Annotated in this window: 13 protein-coding genes; 4 read left to right on the top strand and 9 right to left on the bottom strand. The window is 70.6% G+C overall.

All coding sequences use genetic code 11. The annotated features are described in order from the left end of the window. Window positions 1-12 precede the first annotated feature (12 nt). Together ACZ5VQ_RS05590 and ACZ5VQ_RS05585 are read left to right on the top strand one after the other, a co-directional pair. Entirely contained in the window at window positions 13-1,989 is a 1,977-nt protein-coding gene (locus tag ACZ5VQ_RS05590) for a fumarate reductase/succinate dehydrogenase flavoprotein subunit (protein WP_469103808.1), read from the top strand. Continuing rightward, window positions 1,986-2,765, top strand: a complete 780-nt coding sequence (locus tag ACZ5VQ_RS05585) for a succinate dehydrogenase/fumarate reductase iron-sulfur subunit (protein ID WP_469103807.1) — start codon at window positions 1,986-1,988, stop codon at window positions 2,763-2,765. Before ACZ5VQ_RS05590 ends, ACZ5VQ_RS05585 begins: the two co-directional genes overlap by 4 nt. Window positions 2,766-2,785: 20 nt before the next feature. Here ACZ5VQ_RS05585 and ACZ5VQ_RS05580 read toward each other — a convergent pair whose 3' ends face one another. The 7 genes from ACZ5VQ_RS05580 to ACZ5VQ_RS05550 form a co-directional block, all read right to left on the bottom strand. Continuing rightward, window positions 2,786-5,452 carry a SpoIIE family protein phosphatase gene (locus tag ACZ5VQ_RS05580; protein WP_469103806.1) on the bottom strand — a complete coding sequence of 889 codons (2,667 nt, stop codon included), beginning with the start codon at window positions 5,450-5,452 and terminating at the stop codon, window positions 2,786-2,788. Window positions 5,453-5,806: 354 nt separating this feature from the next. Continuing rightward, window positions 5,807-6,214, bottom strand: a complete 408-nt coding sequence (locus ACZ5VQ_RS05575; RefSeq protein ID WP_362081265.1) for an ATP-binding protein — start codon at window positions 6,212-6,214, stop codon at window positions 5,807-5,809. Between the two features lie 241 nt (window positions 6,215-6,455). After that, window positions 6,456-6,875, bottom strand: a complete 420-nt coding sequence (locus ACZ5VQ_RS05570) for a (deoxy)nucleoside triphosphate pyrophosphohydrolase (RefSeq protein ID WP_469103805.1) — start codon at window positions 6,873-6,875, stop codon at window positions 6,456-6,458. A 42-nt stretch (window positions 6,876-6,917) separates the two neighbouring features. Further along, the gene (locus ACZ5VQ_RS05565; protein ID WP_055618615.1) at window positions 6,918-7,100 is read right to left on the bottom strand and encodes an SPOR domain-containing protein; all 183 of its coding nucleotides are present in this window, start codon (window positions 7,098-7,100) and stop codon (window positions 6,918-6,920) included. A 368-nt stretch (window positions 7,101-7,468) separates the two neighbouring features. Further along, a complete protein-coding gene (locus ACZ5VQ_RS05560; RefSeq protein WP_055618616.1) occupies window positions 7,469-8,221 on the bottom strand; it encodes a GntR family transcriptional regulator in 753 nt (250 codons plus the stop codon). Window positions 8,222-8,368: 147 nt separating this feature from the next. Further along, entirely contained in the window at window positions 8,369-9,634 is a 1,266-nt protein-coding gene (locus tag ACZ5VQ_RS05555; protein WP_469103804.1) for a DUF4190 domain-containing protein, read from the bottom strand. 661 nt (window positions 9,635-10,295) lie between these two features. Beyond that, complete coding sequence (locus ACZ5VQ_RS05550; protein WP_469103803.1) at window positions 10,296-11,918, bottom strand: S8 family peptidase; 1,623 nt, start codon at window positions 11,916-11,918, stop codon at window positions 10,296-10,298. Between the two features lie 226 nt (window positions 11,919-12,144). Between ACZ5VQ_RS05550 and ACZ5VQ_RS05545 the strand changes: the two genes are divergently transcribed. After that, on the top strand, window positions 12,145-13,260 hold the full coding sequence (locus ACZ5VQ_RS05545) for a threonine synthase (protein ID WP_469103802.1): 1,116 nt from the start codon (window positions 12,145-12,147) through the stop codon (window positions 13,258-13,260). A gap of 29 nt (window positions 13,261-13,289) precedes the next feature. On the opposite strand, the gene ACZ5VQ_RS05540 is transcribed toward ACZ5VQ_RS05545, so the two are convergent. Together ACZ5VQ_RS05540 and ACZ5VQ_RS05535 are read right to left on the bottom strand one after the other, a co-directional pair. After that, window positions 13,290-15,560: a DEAD/DEAH box helicase gene (locus tag ACZ5VQ_RS05540; RefSeq protein ID WP_469104072.1), complete on the bottom strand. Its 2,271-nt coding sequence runs from the start codon at window positions 15,558-15,560 to the stop codon at window positions 13,290-13,292. Between the two features lie 111 nt (window positions 15,561-15,671). Beyond that, window positions 15,672-16,280, bottom strand: a complete 609-nt coding sequence (locus tag ACZ5VQ_RS05535; protein ID WP_469103801.1) for a rhomboid family intramembrane serine protease — start codon at window positions 16,278-16,280, stop codon at window positions 15,672-15,674. A 157-nt stretch (window positions 16,281-16,437) separates the two neighbouring features. On the opposite strand from ACZ5VQ_RS05535, the gene ACZ5VQ_RS05530 reads away from it, so the two are divergent. After that, the gene (locus ACZ5VQ_RS05530; RefSeq protein ID WP_469103800.1) at window positions 16,438-18,819 is read left to right on the top strand and encodes a hypothetical protein; all 2,382 of its coding nucleotides are present in this window, start codon (window positions 16,438-16,440) and stop codon (window positions 18,817-18,819) included. Window positions 18,820-18,839 lie beyond the last annotated feature (20 nt).

The raw sequence follows: 18,839 nt of genomic DNA, 5'->3' as shown, positions 1-18,839 counted from the left end.
TGGGGCCTTCTGATGTCCGTGGTCGACCGGCAGGAGTGGGACGTCGTGGTGGTCGGTGCCGGGGGCGCCGGCCTCCGGGCCGCCATCGAGGCCCGCGAGCGAGGCGCCCGTACAGCCGTGATCTGCAAGTCCCTGTTCGGCAAGGCGCACACGGTGATGGCCGAGGGCGGCATCGCGGCGGCCATGGGCAACGTGAACTCCGGGGACAACTGGCAGGTCCACTTCCGCGACACCATGCGCGGCGGCAAGTTCCTCAACCAGTGGCGGATGGCCGAACTGCACGCGCAGGAGGCCCCCGACCGGGTCTGGGAGCTGGAGACCTGGGGCGCCCTCTTCGACCGCACGAAGGACGGGCGCATCTCGCAGCGCAACTTCGGCGGGCACGAGTACCCGCGGCTCGCGCACGTCGGCGACCGTACGGGACTGGAACTGATCCGGACCCTCCAGCAGAAGATCGTGTCCCTCCAGCAGGAGGACTTCAAGGAGACCGGTGACTACGAGTCGCGCCTGAAGGTCTATCAGGAGTGCACGGTCACCCGGATCCTCAAGGACGGCAACAAGGTCTCCGGAGCCTTCTGCTACGAGCGCGAGTCCGGCCGTTTCTTCGTCCTCGAAGCCCCCTCGGTCGTGGTCTCCACCGGCGGCATCGGCAAGTCCTTCAAGGTGACGTCGAACTCGTGGGAGTACACGGGCGACGGGCACGCGCTGGCACTGCTCGCGGGTGCGCCCCTGCTGAACATGGAGTTCGTGCAGTTCCACCCGACGGGCATGGTCTGGCCGCCGTCCGTGAAGGGCATCCTCGTCACGGAGTCCGTGCGCGGGGACGGCGGAGTCCTCAGGAACTCCGAGGGCAAGCGGTTCATGTTCGACTACATCCCCGACGTCTTCAAGGAGAAGTACGCGCAGTCGGAGGAGGAGGGCGACCGGTGGTACGAGGACCCGGACCACAACCGCCGGCCCCCTGAGCTGCTCCCCCGGGACGAGGTGGCCCGGGCCATCAACTCCGAGGTGAAGGCCGGCCGCGGCTCCCCGCACGGTGGCGTCTTCCTGGACGTGTCGACCCGTATGCCCGCCGAGGTCATCAGGCGACGGCTGCCGTCCATGTACCACCAGTTCAAGGAACTCGCGGACGTCGACATCACCGCCGAGGCGATGGAGGTCGGGCCCACCTGCCACTACGTGATGGGCGGGATCGCGGTCGAGTCGGACAGCGCGTCGGCGCGTGGCGTGCCCGGTCTCTTCGCGGCCGGGGAGGTCGCCGGCGGCATGCACGGCTCCAACCGGCTCGGCGGCAACTCCCTCTCCGACCTGCTGGTGTTCGGGCGACGGGCCGGTCTGCACGCGGCCCAGTACGCCACGGGACTCACCGGGGCACGGCCCCTGGTGGACGAGGTCCAGGTGGACACGGCTGCCGCGGAGGCCCTGCGGCCCTTCTCCGCCGAGGGCCCCGAGCCCGGTGCGGACAGTGCGGATCTGGGGGACGCCCCCCAGACCCCCGGTGGCCGGCCGCCGGAGAACCCGTACACCCTCCACCAGGAACTCCAGCAGACGATGAACGACCTCGTCGGCATCATCCGTCGTGAGGCGGAGATGGAGGCGGCCCTGGAGAAACTCGCCGACCTGCGCGTACGGGCCCGGCGGGCCGGGGTCGAGGGGCACCGGCAGTTCAACCCCGGCTGGCACCTCGCGCTGGACCTGCGGAACATGCTGCTCGTCAGCGAGTGCGTGGCACGGGCCGCGCTGGAGCGGACGGAGTCGCGGGGCGGCCACACGCGGGAGGACCATCCGACGATGGACCGGGCCTGGCGGCGCGTGAACCTGCTCTGCCAACTGGTCGATCCCACCGGCGGGTTGGCGGCGACCGACCCCGTGCGCGGGCAGATCGACCTGGTCCGCGAGACCACCGAACCCATCCGCCCCGACCTGCTCGCCCTCTTCGACAAGGAGGAGCTGGTCAAGTACCTCGCCGAAGAGGAGCTCTACGAGTGAGCAGCTATGAGGCCCGCTTCAAGGTGTGGCGCGGGGATGCCGAGGGCGGCGGCCTGGAGGACTTCGGGATCGAGGTCAACGACGGCGAGGTGGTGCTCGACATCATCCACCGCATCCAGGCGACCCAGGCACCCGACCTGGCCGTGCGCTGGAACTGCAAGGCGGGCAAGTGCGGTTCGTGTTCGGCGGAGATCAACGGCCGCCCGCGGCTGTTGTGCATGACGCGGATGTCGGTGTTCACCCGCGAGGAGACGATCACCGTGACCCCGCTGCGGGCGTTCCCGGTCGTACGGGACCTGGTGACGGACGTCGGCTTCAACTACACGAAGGCGCGGGAGGTGCCCTCGTTCGTGCCGCCGGAGGACCTCGGTCCCGGTGAGTACCGGATGATGCAGGAGGACGTGGACCGGTCGCAGGAGTTCCGCAAGTGCATCGAGTGCTTCCTGTGCCAGGACACCTGCCATGTGGTGCGCGACCACGAGGAGAACAAGACCGCGTTCGCCGGCCCGCGCTTCCTGATGCGGGTGGCCGAACTGGACATGCATCCCCTGGACGCGGCCTCCGAGTCCGGCCTCGACCGCAAACGCACCGCCCAGGACGAGCACGGCCTCGGCTACTGCAACATCACCAAGTGCTGCACGGAGGTCTGCCCCGAGGGCATCAAGATCACGGACAACGCGCTGATTCCCTTGAAGGAACGGGCAGTCGACCGTAAGTACGATCCGCTGGTGTGGCTGGGCGACAAGATCCGCAGGCGGCCGTCCGGTTCGGTGTAGGAGGTCGGACCCGGCCGGGGTCAGAAGAGGCTCAGTAGCGCCTCTGCCGGGTCCGCGAGGCCCTTCCCGCCGTTGGGGAGGGGCAGTTCGAACCACACCGTCTTGCCGCGGGGTGTGCGGCGGGAGCCCCAGGCCGCGCTCAGGAGGCCCACGAGCTGGAGGCCGCGGCCGCCCTCGTCCGTGTCGCGGGCACGGCGGCGGCGGGGCTGCACCAGGCCGGCGTCCCAGACCTCGCATACCAGCGTGCGGTCGAGGAGGAGACGCAGACGGATCTCGCCCTCGCCGTAGCGCAGGGCGTTGGTGACGAGTTCGCTGACGAGGAGTTCGGCCGTGTCGACGAGGGGTTCGAGGTCCCAGCTGAGGAGCTGGCCGCGCGCGTACTCCCGTGCGCGGCCCACGCTGCGCGGCTCGCGCGGCAGCGTCCAGTCGCCGACGGAATCGGCCGGCAGACCCTGTACACGTGCCATCAGCAAGGCGATGTCGTCCTCGCCGTGATGCGTGTCGAGCGTGTTGAGAACGTGGTCGCAGACGTCCTCCAAGGGACTGGAGGGGTCCGTGAGGGCGCCCACGAAGGCCTGTAGGCCCTCGTCCAGGGGGTGGTCACGGGATTCGACCAGTCCGTCCGTGTAGAGCGCCAGAAGGGCTCCTTCCGGCAGCTCCACCTCCACCTCCTCGAACGGCTCGCCGCCGACGCCGAGCGGCATGCCCGGCGGTACGTCGAGCATGAGGGCGCTCTCGCCGGGCTCGACGAGGACGGGCGGGAGATGGCCCGCGTTGGCGAAGGTGCAGCGGCGGGTGACGGAGTCGTAGACCGCGTACACACAGGTGGCGAGGTAGACCTCGGAGAGGTCGGCGTCCCGGGACTGGCGAGCACCGCGCGTAGACTGCTGGACTCCGCCGGGCGTTCCCAGACCGCGGGCGATCTCGTCCAACGCGGAGAGGACCTCGGCCGGTTCGAGGTCGAGCAGCGCCAGGGTGCGTACGGCCGTGCGGAGTTCACCCATCGCGACGGCCGCGCGCAGACCGCGGCCCATCACGTCACCCACCACCAACGCGGTGCGGTGGCCGGGGAGTTCGATGACGTCGAACCAGTCGCCGCCGACCTCGGTGGCCGCGTTCCCGGGAAGGTAGCGGCAGGCGATGTCCAGGCCGGAGGCCTCCGGGTCGCCCGGGGGGAGCAGGGAGCGCTGCAGTATCAGGGCACGCTCGTGCTCCCGGCGATAGAGGCGGGCGTTGTCGATACAGACCGCGGCGCGCGAGGCCAGTTCGACCGCCAGGGAGCTGTCGCGTTCCCCGAACGGCTCGCTCCCCTTCGTACGCGAGAACTGGACCAGGCCGACGACCGTGTCGTGGGCGACCATCGGCACCGCGAGCGTGGACTGGATCAGGCCGCCCTCCTCGGCGGCGACGCTCTGCGGGCGGGCGGTGCGCAGGGCGTCCGCGAAGGGCGAGTTGAAGGCGTAGTGATGGACCGCGCCGACGTTCACGGGCTCCGGGCCACTGATGAAGGGCGCGTCCGAGACGGCGCTGGCGTAGGCGACGCGGCGCAGCTCGGCGCTGCCGTCGGCGAGGCCCGGCGGGGTCTCGTCGCCGGCCAGGAGGCCTTGGTAGAGGTCGACGGAGGCGAGGTCGCAGAAGCCCGGGACGGCCACGTCGAGGAGTTCGCGGGCGGTGGTCTCCAAGTCGAGCGAGTTGCCTATGCGCGCGCCCGCCTCGTTCAGAAGGGCGAGATTGCGCCGTGCCTGCGCGGCCTCGCGGGCCGCGGCGCGGCGCGAGGTGATGTCGGTGCCCAGCCAGGCGATGCCGATCGGACGGCCCGAACCGCTGTGCACGCGATAGAGGTTGATGGACCAGTGGCGGCGCTCGCTGGAACCGGGCACGGTTCCGCTGACCAGCAGCTCGTTGACCATGTCGCCGGTCTCCAGGACCCGCCGCAGAATCGCGGAGACCCGCTCGGCCTCGCCCGGTGCCAGATAGTCCTTGACGGTGCGTCCGCGGTGGTCGTCGACCGTGCCGCCGAAGACCGAGGCGAACCGCTCGTTGGCACGGCGGATGCGCAGGTCCGAGTCGATCAGCAGGAAACCGAAAGGAGATTGGCCGAAAATGGCCTGCGACGCGGCGAGATCGGTCTCGATCCTGCGCAGAATGCGAACGTCCACGACTATGCAGACGGCGGCCCGCTCGCCCTCCTCGGTCCGCGTCGGCATGACGTAGACCTCGGCGAGTCCTTCGGCGGCCACGCCGGTGCCTTCGGGGTCGGGCAGCCGGAAGGGGACCACACCGGTCCACTCGCGGCCGTCGAGGACTTCTGCCATCTTCCGCTGGCCCAGCTCGCGCTTGTCCTCGGCGACGAAGGCCTCGATGGGGTCCATGCCGACCGCGCGCTCGGTCGGGATGCCGAAGAGCTGCTCGGCGCGCAGACTCCACTGGTCGACGAGGCCGTCGGGGCCTATGGAGAACGAGGCGACCTTGATGTAGTCGTAGATCGATCCGGGCGGACTGCTCTGCCACACGACCTCGCCGGGCACCTCGCCCGGCGCCTCGACGGGCACACCGGATATTCCGCCGCGCCCCGCGCCCCGGGCCACGTCCGGCACCGGCGATGCGCCATCGCCTGTCGTCGCATCAGCCATCGCGCCGCCCGACGGGTCCTCGGACTCCGTGGCCTTCGCTGGTATCTCGCTCACGCGAACCGTCCCCTCCAGCTCACCGCGTCCGGCACCGGTCACCGGAGGCGGCTGCCCGCAGTATCCAGCACTACGGTGCCGCACAACACGGTGTTCACGATCACAGCACGGTCCCGATGCTTTTAGGACCGGCCGCGACAAACACTCCCAGTCTTCTAACCATGTGGGACCCCGTCGAACCACGGACTTGGGGGTGGCTCGTGTGTCCGAGGGGTCGGGGGTGGTTCGGGGGGTGCTTGGGGGCGGCTGTGGGACAGCCGCGGATCGGCTGCGGAATGGCTTGGGACTGGTTGGGGGTGGGTGCGGGGCGGGTGCGGAATGGCTGGAGAGAGGCAGCCGCGGAGCGGCCGGCCGTCAGCTCGGGAGTGCCAGTTCGAACCACACCGTTTTGCCCTTTCCACCTGGTCGGGTGCCCCAGCGGCGGGAGGAGTTCGCCACCAGCTGAAGACCACGGCCGCTTTCGTCCCCGGGCTCCGCGTCGCGTTCCTGCGGTGGATCGGGGAGGGGGTCGGAGACCTCGACGAGCAGGACGTCCATCGGCTCCGTGGGGCGTACGAGGCGAACCCCGATGGGACCCGTGGCGTGCCGCAGGGAGTTGGTGACCAGCTCGCTGACCAACAGCGCGGTCACGTCTCCGAGGGAGTCGAGGTCCCAGGCACGGAGCTGGCCCCGGACGACGGTTCGGGCGGTCCGGACGGCGCCTGGATCCGCGGGAAAGGTCCACTCGGCGATATCGCCCTCGGTGTGGATCACGCAGATCACTCCCAGGCCAGAAGCGGACCATGTCCGGTTTCATGGGGTTAATGGGCACATACCCGATATCCCGGGCGGAGTACCGTGCGCGAGGGCGCACTGTGGCGCGAACGGCGTACTCGGCGCTCGTCTCAGCCGCCACATGCGCCTCGCGAGCCCGAGCGTCCCACGTACGGTGTGCGTCCCGCACCCCGCAGACTCGAGTGCGCGAAGTTGTGATGGTCACACCTTTTCTTCGACCCCGCCGCCCCTACCCCGCAGCCGCCCCACTCCCCCAAACCCCCCGCGCGACCTCCATGACGGCCGCCACATCCTGCTCCAGCCACTCCACGTCCCAGAGTTCGTCGGGGGTCAACCAGCGAAGCTCGTCGTGGTCCTGGAGCGGCTTGGGCGCAGGCGAGCCGGCGAGGAGCCGCACGGTCCAGACCTGAAGGGCATACGGCGACCGCAAAGGCCACTCACCCGGAACCCGGGCCAGCACCTCCGACTCGACCCCGAGCTCCTCCCGAAGCTCCCGCACGAGCGCCCCCTCGGGGGTCTCCCCGGACTCCACCTTCCCCCCGGGCAGCTCCCACCGCCCGGCCAACTCCGCGGGCGCACTGCGACGCGCGGCAAGGAGGCACCCGTCGCTGAGCACGGCGGCTCCCACCACCACGATCCGTTCGGTCATGCGCCGGAGCCTACGGGAGCCCCACGGACACACCCGCACGCGTCACTTCGAGCCGTTCTGCCCGATCCGCTCGACCCAGTAGAGCTGCTTGTGCCCACGGTCGTCGAGGCTGTCCGCGATCTTCTGGGCCTCGGCCCTCGTCGCGTACCTGCCGACGCGGTAGCGATTGCCGTTGTCGTCCTGTCGTATGACGAGCCAGGGAAGTGTGATGGTGCCGTCGTTCATCGCGCCCCTCCGCTCCCCGCCCCCGGCTCGCGTCCTGCCCCGCCACATAAGGAAACCGCAATCCGCATATGCCCGAGCCTACGCCTAACCTTCACGCAGCGAATACGGCTTTTCACAAAGAGGTATGCGCGGGATGCCCGAGAGGTACGCAATCGGCCAGCACGAAGGGGGCGCATCCTTACGGACACGCCCCCTCATCCCCCTCAGGCTCCCGCCGACAGCGCGGAGACCGCGCCGAACACCCCCCACGAGAACGACCGGATTCCACCGGCACGGCACCAGCCAGTCACCAGCCGGCAACCAGCAACCAGCAACCGACCCCAGTCGTAAACAGCTGCGGCGGCTACGGCAGTTGCGTCGGCTGCGGCCTATTTCACGGGCAAGTGATAGGCGATCCGGTACCGGTCCGCCGGCACCACCACGTCCGCCGTCTCCACCGGCCGCCCCGACGCGTAGTACGTCCGCTGGATGACGACCACGACATGCCCGGGCACACCCCCCAGCGCCGACAGTTCCTCGGCGAGGCCCGGCCGGGCGCCCACCTCCTCCGTGACGTTGTCCACGATCACGTCGATGGCGGCCATGCGCTCGACGACGCCCATGCCGCCCAGGGGGCCCTCCTCGGGGAGCATCACCGGTGTGCGGCCCGTGACGGCGAGGGGCTCCCAGGAGGTGGAGAGCATCATCGCCTCGCCCGCGTCCCGGAAGACGTACTTCGTGCACATCACGCGGTCGCCGGCCTGGAGGCCGAGCCGCTCGGCGATGGCACCGCTCGCCTCGGCCTGCGCGCTGTGCGACTCCCACGTACCGCGCGCGGAGACGTCGGCCTGCTCCTGGCGGAACGGTGTCGCACCGCTGTCCGGCCGGTACCCGGAGCGGGCGACGCGGCGCGGCACCGGGCGCTCGCGCACGTACGTCCCGGACCCGGAGCGGCCCTCGACCAGACCCTCGGCCATCAGGACCTTGCGGGCTTCGAGGGCGACCGTGTCCGAGACTCCGTACTCCTCGCGGATTCTGGCCTGTGACGGGAGCCGTGTGTGCGGTGGCAGCGATCCGTCGACGATCTTCTTGCGAAGATCACCTGCGACGCGCAGATACGCCGGCTGCTCACCGAATGTCACTGGCCACTCCCGTCAGGTTGTACAGACAGCTACAGGGTGGCAACCGTGGGTTGTGCCAGGCAAGCGAAGGCCAGAGAATCACTCGATGTGATGACTTGGGGCCGCCCAAGGCTTTACGCAGGCACTTTCTCCCCGCTATGGCCGCCGTCACACCTCTGCACCGCTGCCTCCTGTGCCGCCTCCCGTTCCGGCGTCCTCGCCGCCGTCGTCCTCGTACGACTCCGGCGGCGCCGAGGCGAGGCCCAGAGCCTTGCGCGTGGTGACCGACTTCTTGGCGTCGGTGAGTTCCAGCGCCTTGTCGTAGTGCGCGTAGAAGACGTCCGCGTCGGCGGCTCTCGCCGCTGCCGACCACTCCCCCTGCGCCTTGTCCAAGTCCTTGACCAGCGCGGCGACCGGCTCCTTCGCGTCGGCGGGCCAGTCGTGGCCGCGCAGCATTCCGAGCTGCTCGGTGAGGGCGGCCGAGACCCTGGTCGCCCACTCCTTGTGGCCGGGCAGGTCGTCCTCGACGTACTCCTCCTCGGGCGCCGACTCCATGGCCTCGTTGAGGACCTGGGCCGCCTTCAGATAGGTGAGCTGGTCCGCGTCGAGGGTCGTCTCGTCCTGGCGCAGCGAGCCGGTCAGGCTGCCCTTCTCGTCCACGTTGCCGAACAGGCAGCTGATCTCGCGGTCACCGAGGCTCCAGCTGTCCCGGGTCGGTGTGAAGTAGTAGATGTCGACGTTGTCCGGGATGGCCCAGGTGTCCATGGCGTAGGCGTACTGGAGTGTGTAGCACTTGTCGTCGGCGGCCTCGGTGATCGCGCTGTCACCGGGGTAACTGCCGCTCGCCATCCTGAAGTTCGCGAAGACCTCGCCGTCGTGCTTCTCGTCGCAGGACACCGTGTCCACGTCGTACGCCATGCCCTCCAGCGAGCCGCCCGGCGTGTCGAAGCACTCTCCCTCGTCCACGGAGAAGGTGGTGCCGTTCTCGCTCGCCTCGCGCGCCCCCTCCTGGAAGCCGTCCCAGAACTCGGCCGCTCCGCCGGTGGCGAGCGCGAGGGCGAGGATCGCGGCGCCGATGCCCGACAGGATCATGCCGGCGATCGCCATGCCCTTGCCGCGCTCGCCCTTCCTCCTGATCTGCGCCAGCGCGAAGAAGCCGAGGATCAGGCCGACCAGGGGCAGGAAGCAGAGGATGCCGAGCACCAGTGCGGCGATGGCGAGGCCGTTGACCGGTGCCGGGGTGTTGTACGGGGAGTAGCCCTGCCCCCAGGGCTGATAGCCGTACGGGCCCGGTCCCTGGACCGGGCCCTGTGGCTGGCCCGGGTACGCGCCGTACGGGCCCTGCGGCTGGCCCGGCGGCGGGTACGGCCCCTGGGGTTGCCCCTGAGGCTGCCCCTGCGGGTGCTGGGGCCCGGAGGGCGGGGGTATCTCCACTAGTACCGTGCTCCTCGTCCGAGTGCTGTGTCCGGGTGGTGCGGAACTGACGTACGACAGGGCGCATCGTAAGCGCGGCCCGGACAACGACGGAACACAGGGAACGATCCCGACGATTCGGTCCCGACTACATTTCTTCGCCCCCGCCGCCCCTACCCATTCCCGTCCCTTTTCGGGGGCCGGCCCCCGAACCCCCGCTCCTCAAACGCCGGAGGGGCTGAAGACTCGGACGCCCGAGAGCCTGAAGAAACGCCGGACGGGCTGAAGACTTCGCGGCCAGGCTCAAGGCTTCACAGGCTGGACTGGACTTCGCGGGCTGGGCTGAACTTCTACAGCCCAGTCCAGGCGCATCTCAGCCCGTCCGGCGTTTGAGGACGAGGCCGTTCAGGCCGATTTCCCACCCACCCCGGTCAACCCACCCACGTCCGCCCCCGCCAACCTTTTAGCCCGTCCGGCGTTTGAGGACGAGGCCGTTCAGGCCGAAAGGGGGGTCTGGGGGCGCAGCCCCCAGGGATGGGACGGGTAGGGGCGGCGGGGGCGAAATCCAATGCGCCTCGCCCCCGCGGCGGCCCAGGTCGAGGACCCGAAGGCGTGCCACGAGGGCGAGGAGGAGGACTACCTACGTGCCGCTACCACCGGCGTCATGTAGTCGTCAGTCGGATCAGAACTGGAGTCCCCAGGAGTTGATGTACCCGGTGTCGAGCGAGGCGTTGTCGCTCACTCTCAGCGTCCACGTCCCGTTGGCGACCTCGGAGGAGGCGTTCACCGTGTACGTGGTGTTGATGTTGTCCGTCGACCCCCCGGTCCCGTACGCCTTCAGCGTGTAGGCCGTCCCGTCGGGAGCGATCAACTGGACCTGGAGGTCACCGATGTAGGTGTGGACGATGTTCACCGGCACGCTCAGCGCGGCGGGCGCGTTGCCGGTGACGCCGCTCACCGTGACCGGCGAGTTGACGGTGGAGTTGTCGGCGATCGCGTAGTCCGCGGTGTTCTCGAAGAGGTCACCCGTCGGAGGCGGAGTGGTACCGCCGCCACCGACCTTCAGCAGCCGGTTGGGCGAGCCCGTACCGGGGCTGGTGACGACCCCGGTGGTGGCGGAGTTGACCAGCGCGGTCTGGACGGCGGCCGGCGTCGCGGCCGGGTTGTCGGCCAGATAGAGCGCGGCGGCCCCGGCGACATGCGGGGTCGCCATCGACGTACCGGAGATGGTGTTGGTCGCGGAGTCGCCCGTGCCCCAGGCGGAGGTGATGGAGGAGCCGGGGGCGAAGAGGTCGAGGACCGTGCCGTAGTTGGAGTAGCTCGCCTTGGCGTCGGTGCTGGTGGTGGCGCCGACGGTGATGGCCTCGGTGACGCGGGCGGGCGAGCGGGTCGAGGCGTTCGTCGTCTCGTTGCCGGCTGCCACGGCGTAGGTGACGCCGGAGGCGATGGAGTTGCGTACGGCGGTGTCGATCGCCGTGTCGACGGTCCCGCCGAGGCTCATGTTGGCGACGGCCGGCTTGACGGCGTTGGTCGTCACCCAGTCGATGCCCGCGACGACCTGGGCGGTGGTGCCGGAGCCCGCGTTGTTGAGGACGCGGACGCCGACGACCTTCGCCTTCTTGGCGACGCCGTAGGCCGTGCCGGCGACCGTGCCCGCGACATGCGTGCCGTGGCCGTGGCCGTCCTGGGCGGTGTTGTCGTTGTCGACGGCGTCGTAGCCGTAGGAGGCCCGGCCGCCGAAGTCGGTGTGGGTGATACGGACACCGGTGTCGATGACGTAGGCGGTGACACCCTCACCGGCGGTGTCGTCGTAGGTGTAGCTCTGGTTGAGCGGGAGGGCCGCCTGGTCGATGCGGTCCAGGCCCCAGGAGGGCGGGTTCGGCTGGGTCGTCTCGATGGAGAAGACGCGGTTCTGGACGACGGAGGCGACGGCCGGGTCGGCGGCGAACCTCTTCGCCTCGGCCTCGGTGGCCTCGACGGCGTAACCGTTCAGCGCCTTCTTGTACGTACGCTCGATCGTGGCGCCGTACTCCTTCGCGAGGGCCCTGCCCTCGGCCGAACCGGACTTCGCGGCGTCCGGGTGGAGCGTCACGATGTAGCTGTTCGCGATCGTGCCGGGCGCGCCGGCGTACTGGATCCGGCCTTCGGGGCCCGCGGCGGCCTGCGCCGGGAGGGCGGAGACGAGACCGGCGACGAGGGCCGCCGTACCGATGCCCGCGATACCGGCGAATCGGTTGACACCGGTGAACCCGGTGAACCCGGTGATACCGGCGAGTCTTCGCCGGGCATGACGCATCACTGCCATCTGAGGATCCTCCTCAATCGGTGGTGCGCTGGTGGTGGGGGGTGGTGCGGTCGTACGCACACGAAGACGACAGGGGCATGTCAAGAACCGGCCACTTCGTCCCTGCGCTCAGCCGAAAGATTGAGGGTTCCCAAGGAATTGCACAAGAGCCCTGCACAGACGTAACACAGGTGCCATATGCCAGTCATGACGCTCCGTCACCAATCGGTGCATCTAACCTGCCGACATGACTCCCTTGCCGGATTGTTTCTGCCCGGTGGACGGCACGCGCGTCCCCATGGACTCGCTCGCGTGGTGCTGTCCGGTCTGCCGCGGCCCGCTCGACCTGGACTTCGCGCCCACGCCCGCCTCCCTCAAGTCCCTCGCGGGCAGGGTGAACTCCCTCTGGCGGTACGCGGAGTGCCTGCCCCTGTCGTCCCCGTCGGTGTCGCTCGGCGAGGGCCGCACCCCGCTGATCCCGCTCAAGGACGGCGTTTCGGCCAAGCTGGACTTCCTGATGCCGACGCTCTCCTTCAAGGACCGCGGGGCCGTCCTGCTCGCCGAGCTGGCCCTGCGGCTGCGACCGGGCCGGGTCGTCGCGGACAGCAGCGGGAACGCGGGCACGGCGGTCGCCGCGTACTGCGCCAGGGCCCAACTGCCCTGCACGGTCTACGTACCCGACGGCACGTCCGCGAAGAAGCTGGAGCAGATCGGGGCGCACGGGGCCCGCCTCGAAGTCGTCCCGGGCGACCGGGAGGCGGCCGCGCGGGCGGCCCGGGAGGCGGCAGACGCATCGGGCACAGACGGCACGTTCTACGCCTCGCACGTCTTCAACCCGTACTTCCTGCACGGCACGAAGACGTACGTCCACGAGCTGTGGGAGGACCTCGGCGGCCGGCTCCCCGAGGTGATCGTCGTCCCCGTCGGCAACGGCACGCTCCTGCTCGGCGCGTCCCTCGCGATCGCCGAGCTGCACGCGGCGGGAATGATCGACCGCCGGCCCGCCCTGTACGCGGTCCAGTCCGCCGCCGTCGCCCCGCTCGCCCACGCCTGGCACGAGGGCGCCGACGACCTGGTCGGAGTCACCCCGGCGGCCCCCACGTTCGCCGAGGGCATCGCGATCCCCCGGCCGCCGCGGGCCCGGCAGATCCTGCGCGCGGTCCGGGAGTCCGGCGGCACCTTCCTCACCGTGACGGAGGACCAACTCCGCCACGCCCAGCGGGACCTGGCCTCGCAGGGTCTGTACGTCGAGTCGACGGGGGTGGCCTGCTGGGCGGCGGTGCGGGAGGGGGCGCTGGGCGCGCGCACCGCTGTCGTGCCCCTGTGCGGCGCGGGCCTGAAAACGGGTCTCGCACAGTCGTAGGGCTTCGGGCTGCGAACGGCACCCGCCCCCTACTCCCCCCGCGGAGCGCCCCCGCCGGGGACGGCCAACCGCTGCTGCTCCTCCTCCACGATCCGCCGGGCAATCGTGCCGTCCGACACATCGACCGCATCCGGCGTCGCCTCGGCGACATCGCTGCGACGGGCGTACGCGTCGAAGAGGCGGGACTTGCTCTCCAGGATCCGCAGCAGCCGGTCGTCCACGCTGTCGGTGGCGAGCAGCCGGTGCACCTGGACCGAGCGGACCTGGCCCATGCGGTGGGCGCGGGCGACGGCCTGGTGCTCCAGGGTCGGCTTGACCTGCGGCTCGCAGAGGATCACGACGGACGCGGCCTGGAGATTGAGGCCGACACCGCCGGCCTCGATCTGGCAGAGCAGCACGGCGTGTCCGGACGCGGCCGTGAACTCGTCGACCAGCTGCTGTCGCCGGGTGGCGGGCACACCACCCGCGAGCGGCCCCAACACGCCTTCGCCGACGGCCTGTTGGACGGTGGCGAGGACGTCCCGGAAGTAGGAGAAGACGACCACCTTCAGGTCGTTCGCGGCAGCTTCCGCGACCAGCTCGCGCAGCCGCTGCAGTTTCGCCGACTTCTCGGCGTGCGCGTACGCGGCTCTGCGCATCGCCATGAAGTTCCCGGCGGCGACCGCCTCGCGGTAGGCGTCCTGGTCGGCGGCGCTGAACTCCTCCCACTCGTCGACCTGGACAAGCGCGGGCAGTTCGGTGAGCACGTCCTGCTGGTTGCGCCGCAGATAGGCGGGGGCGACGGACCTGCGGAACGTGTGCGGGCCCGCGACGGCGTCGCTGCCCTGGATCCTCGGCACCAGCTCGGGCTGGAGGTAGCGGACGAGGGTGCGGAACTCCTCGACACGGTTCTCCATCGGCGTACCCGTGAGGAACAGGACGCGTTCGCACCGGTCGGTCCAGCGCGCGACGGCCCGGGAGCGACGGGCGTCGGGGTTCTTGACGTAGTGGGCCTCGTCGACGACGAGCGCGGCGGGGGCGGCGTGGGCGGCGGCCGGGCCCTTCACGCTCTTCCCGCCCTTTGCGCCCTTTGCGCCCCGCGCACCCTTCGCCTGGTCCGGGTCCGGCAGGCTGTGCAGCACGTCGAAGGTGGTGACCGCGACGCCACCGCGCTCACGCCACTCGGCGTACGCGTCCTGCCGGCCGGGTCCGTGCACGGGCACCGCGCGCAGGGTGCTGCGGGAGCGGATCTCGCGCGTCCAGTTGATCAGTACGCTCGCCGGGCACACCACCAGGAAGTGCTTGTGTCCGTCGGCGGCGAGATGCGCGAGCACCGCGATGGCCTGGACGGTCTTGCCGAGACCCATCTCGTCGCCGAGGACCACCCGGCGCTGGGCGAGCGCGAACCGCGCGCCGAACGACTGGTATCCGCGGAGTGAGACCCGCCGATGGGTGTCGTCGAGCCCCTGCGCGTGCACCCGGTCCGCGACCTCGGCAGGCAGGAACCCCTCGGCGGCCTCGACGTCGGGCGCGCTACCGGCGATCTCGGCGAGCTGACTGTAGTACTCAGGGGCCCGCAGCTCGAAGTCCACCCACGCCTCGGCGTCGGACGCGGACTCCCTCAGCAGGTCGGTGGATGCCTGCGTGAGCAGCATCGGTACGCCCTTGGCGACGGCGTCGCCCGTCAGCGCGCGGAGTTCCGCGACGGCGGCGAGGGCGCTCTCCCGTCTGGCCCTGCCCGTGAGGGCCATCCGCAGCCGCCCGGTGGCCGGACGGGCCGCCGGGAGGAGCGTCCTGAACCTGCGGTCGAGTTCTGTGGCGGCGTCCACGGCCCGGCGCAGGTCGGGTCCGGCCTCGACGAGCCTGCGCAGCGCGATGACGAGGGCGGTGGTCCGCGGTTCGGGGTGGTCGACGTCGATCCGTACGGACACGGTCTCCTCGACCGCGCGGGCGATCTGCCGGGCGGCGGCGAGTGCCTGGTCGGCGGTCTGGGCTCCGACGCCCGGTATCTGCCGCAGCTCGTACCGGCTGGCGCCGAACACGCCGCGCACCGATCCGAGCCCCGCCGCCTCAAGGGCCCCGAGCCTGAGCCGTCCCTCGGTGACGTCCTTCAGGCGTGAGACCGGGATGCCCTCCAGCTCCTGGGCGACCAGCTCGGCGAGGACCGGCGCCAGGGCCGTACGCACCTGGCCGACGGCCCGCGCGTGATCGTCGAGCACTCCTCGCGCGAGGCCGCGCAGCCGCTCGCCCCGCCCGACGACCGTACGGGTCCTCCGCCCCACCGGTACGGGGCTGTCGACCGCCCCCTCGCCCTCCGCCATGACGCCCCTCGTGTGCCGTACGCCGCGATGAGCGGTCATCCTTCCACGGGGGACCGACAGTCGCGCCGGACGCCGGACGGGCCGGGCGCCCGGTCCGCCGAGGCACTTCGGCTATGTTCGGGCGTCGCGGGGCCGGCGGAACGCGAACGCCGCGGTCACTCCGCCGATGAGGCCGAAGAGATGGCCCTGCCAGCTGACTCCGGTCGTCGTCGGCAGTACGCCCCACAGGATCGAGCCGTAGACCGCGCCGACGATGAGCCCTATGACCACGTCACCGATCCGGCGGTCCACGAAGCCGCGGACCAGCAGATAGCCGAAGAGACCGAAGACGACGCCGGACGCGCCCGCGGTTATGGAGTGTTCGGACGCGGTGAGCCAGACGCCCAGACCGCTGACGAGGATCGTCACGGTGACGACGGCGAGGAAGCGGCGGATCCCGGACAGCGCGGCGAGGAAGCCCAGGAGCAGCAACGGCACGCTGTTCGCCGCGAGGTGGTCCCAGCCGAAGTGCACGAAGGCGGCGGGCACGATGTCCCGCAGCTCTCCGAACTCGCGCGGCGTGATGCCGAACGTGTCCAGGGCGTGGCCCGTCGCCACGTCGATGGCCTCCAGCACCCAGAGCAGGGCGACCCAGCCGCCCGTCAACAGGGCCGCGTTCTTGACCCGCTCACCGCGCGACACCGGCGCGGGAACAGCCACGCCGTACGGCCCGTACGCCATGAGAACCTCCTGGCTTCCCTCGTGTAGTCCTCAACGTACGGAAGGCTCGGCCCGGTTCCCACCCCGCGGCCACCGAAGCGGAATCACGGTGACCACTCTCGGTCTCGTACTTTTTACGCATTGTGAGCGAGTGCCCATGGCCTCACTGTGATCTGCCATGGACAACGGATCACAGGCCGGGGAGACCCGCCTGGTCGAGCTGGTCGTGCCCGGCATCGGTCCGGTGGACCGCGCGGAGGCGCTGGAGCCACCGGCCGTCCACCGGATCAGCGGGGACGAGGCCGCCGGCTGGTACGGAGCGGTGGAGGAGGACGACACCGAGCCGCTCGTCGAGCGGCAGGTGTACGACTGGAACCGGCTCACGATCGGCGGCGCGGGCCGGGCGATGTGGCTGCTCCTGCTGCCCTTTCTGCTGATCAACCTGGTGACGTGGATGCAGCCCAGACTTCCGCGGCACAGCAGGGTGTCGGGCTGGCTGTACGACTTCGGGGCCAGGCTGCTCGGACTGTCGCTGACGGTGATGCTGGTGGGCGTGTTCGGGCAGGCCGCCATGGACCAGGTCGTGTGGCAGTGCGGGGCGCCCGCGCACTCCGCCTGCGGTGCGGAGAACCCGTTGGTCGGAGCCGCACGCGACGTGGGCACCGGACTCGGGCTGACGCTCGCGGCCGTGGTGCCGCTGCTCGTCGGAGCGGTGATGGCGTTCAGCGCGCGGGACGCCAAGAAGGAGTACCGGCCGGTCCTGAAGACGGTGGAGGGCGAGGAGTACCGGCGCCTGGACCGGGCGGACAAGCGGCAGGCCCGGGGGACCGGCAAGGTGCGGCGGCCGCTGGAGGTGCGCGGTTTCTGGGAGTACAACTGGCGGGCCGAGGGCCTCACTTCACAGCACCGGTGTGCGGGACTGCTGACCGTCGCGATGCTGGTGATCGTTCCGGGGCTCCAGTACGACCTGCGCCGGGACGGCACGGTCGTCGGCCTGGTGCTGTTCGTGCTGATTCTGGTGCTGGCGGCGCTGATGGTCGCCGACGGGCCCTGGTTCAGAAGGGTGGCGTGGGCGAAGCGGTGGCTGCCCAACCACCGGCGCACCACCCTCGGCGTGTGTCTCGGCGTGACGGCCTCCGCCATGCTCTACTGCGCGCTCCCCGAGCGGGACTGGCTCGCGGCGCGCGGGAGTTCCCGGATGCTGCCGGGAATGGGCGAGGAGGCCAACGACGTCGTGATCGCCCAGGGCGTCGGCGTGCTGTTGATGATCGTCGCCTGTCTGGTGATGTGCCTCAGGGACCGCGACCGTGCGGGAAGGACGTCCCTGTACGGACTGCTGGGGCCCGTGGTCGCGGTGGTGGCCTGCTTCATCGGATGGCTCTACACGGCGGCGTTCTCCCTGTGGGTGCAGGGCTGGCTCACCCCGGACGGCGACCCGTACGCCACCGAACTCCCCAGGGCGGTGCGGGTGATCGCCGCGGCCTTCCCGCTGGTGGTGGTCCTGGGCGGTCTCGCGGCAGGGGCCAACGCCCTGTGGAAACTGTGGAGGCGCAGGACGGGAGCCCCGGCCCACCCGGGGGAGGAGAAGGAGGACAGGAAGCACCGCAGCGAGATCAACTGGGCCCGGAACGTGGGAGAGGACGGCCTGAACTGGTACGACCAGGGCCTCGCCGCGCTGGCCTCCCTCATCGTGGTCCTGGTCCTCGTCCTGTACCCGGCGAGCTGGGTGGGTGACGGTTCCCTGACGACGAGCGTCCGCCGGACCACGAACGACACGGTCAAGCAGCTCACCACCCTCGGCGCCCTCGCCCTGATCGCCCTCGTGGCGGTCGCGGTGCTCGCGGTACGGGCCGTCGCGCTCCGTCCCGAGATGCGCAGGAACACGGGCATCGCCTGGGCCTTCGGCGTGTTCTGGCCGCGCGCCGCGCACCCTTTCGCCCCGGCGGCCTGGACCGTACGGACCGTGCCCGAACTCGTGCACCGCATCGAGCATCTGCTCGACTCCGATAGCCGTACGCGGATACTGCTGCACGCGCAGTCCATGGGGTCGGTGATCGCCGTGGCCGCGTTGTGGCAGATCCCGCCCGGACTGCGTCCGCGTATCGGCCTGTTGACCACGGGAAGTCCGATCGGCGCGGTGTTCGCACGCCACTACCCCGGCTATGTGACGGCCGAGTCCCTCGACGCCCTGGTCCGCAACGAGAACGACGGCGAGGACGACGGCGACCCGGACAGGACCCGCCTGCTCAGGACGTGGGTCAACATCCACCGCGAGACCGACCTGCTGGCCGGCCCGACCGGCGTCGGCGGCGTGGACCGGGAGTGGAAGGACGGGGTGGCGCCGATGGATCCCGACACCGGGCGGTCGCATGCCCGCACCCGCGCCCAGCCCGTCTTCTGGCCCCTGGAGCGGCACAACGGATACCGCCGCGACCCCAGGATCGCGGCGGTCCGCAGAGCGATCCTCGACACCCTCGCCGAGTCGGCCCCTCCCCCGTCCACTCCCCCGGTGACACCCGCTCCACGCAGGCCTACGCCCTCACCCGCGCCCTCACCCTGACCGGCACCGGCACCGGCACC

Source organism: Streptomyces sp. NPDC033178 (genome assembly GCF_055577685.1).
This window is presented reverse-complemented; position numbering and strand designations above follow the sequence as displayed.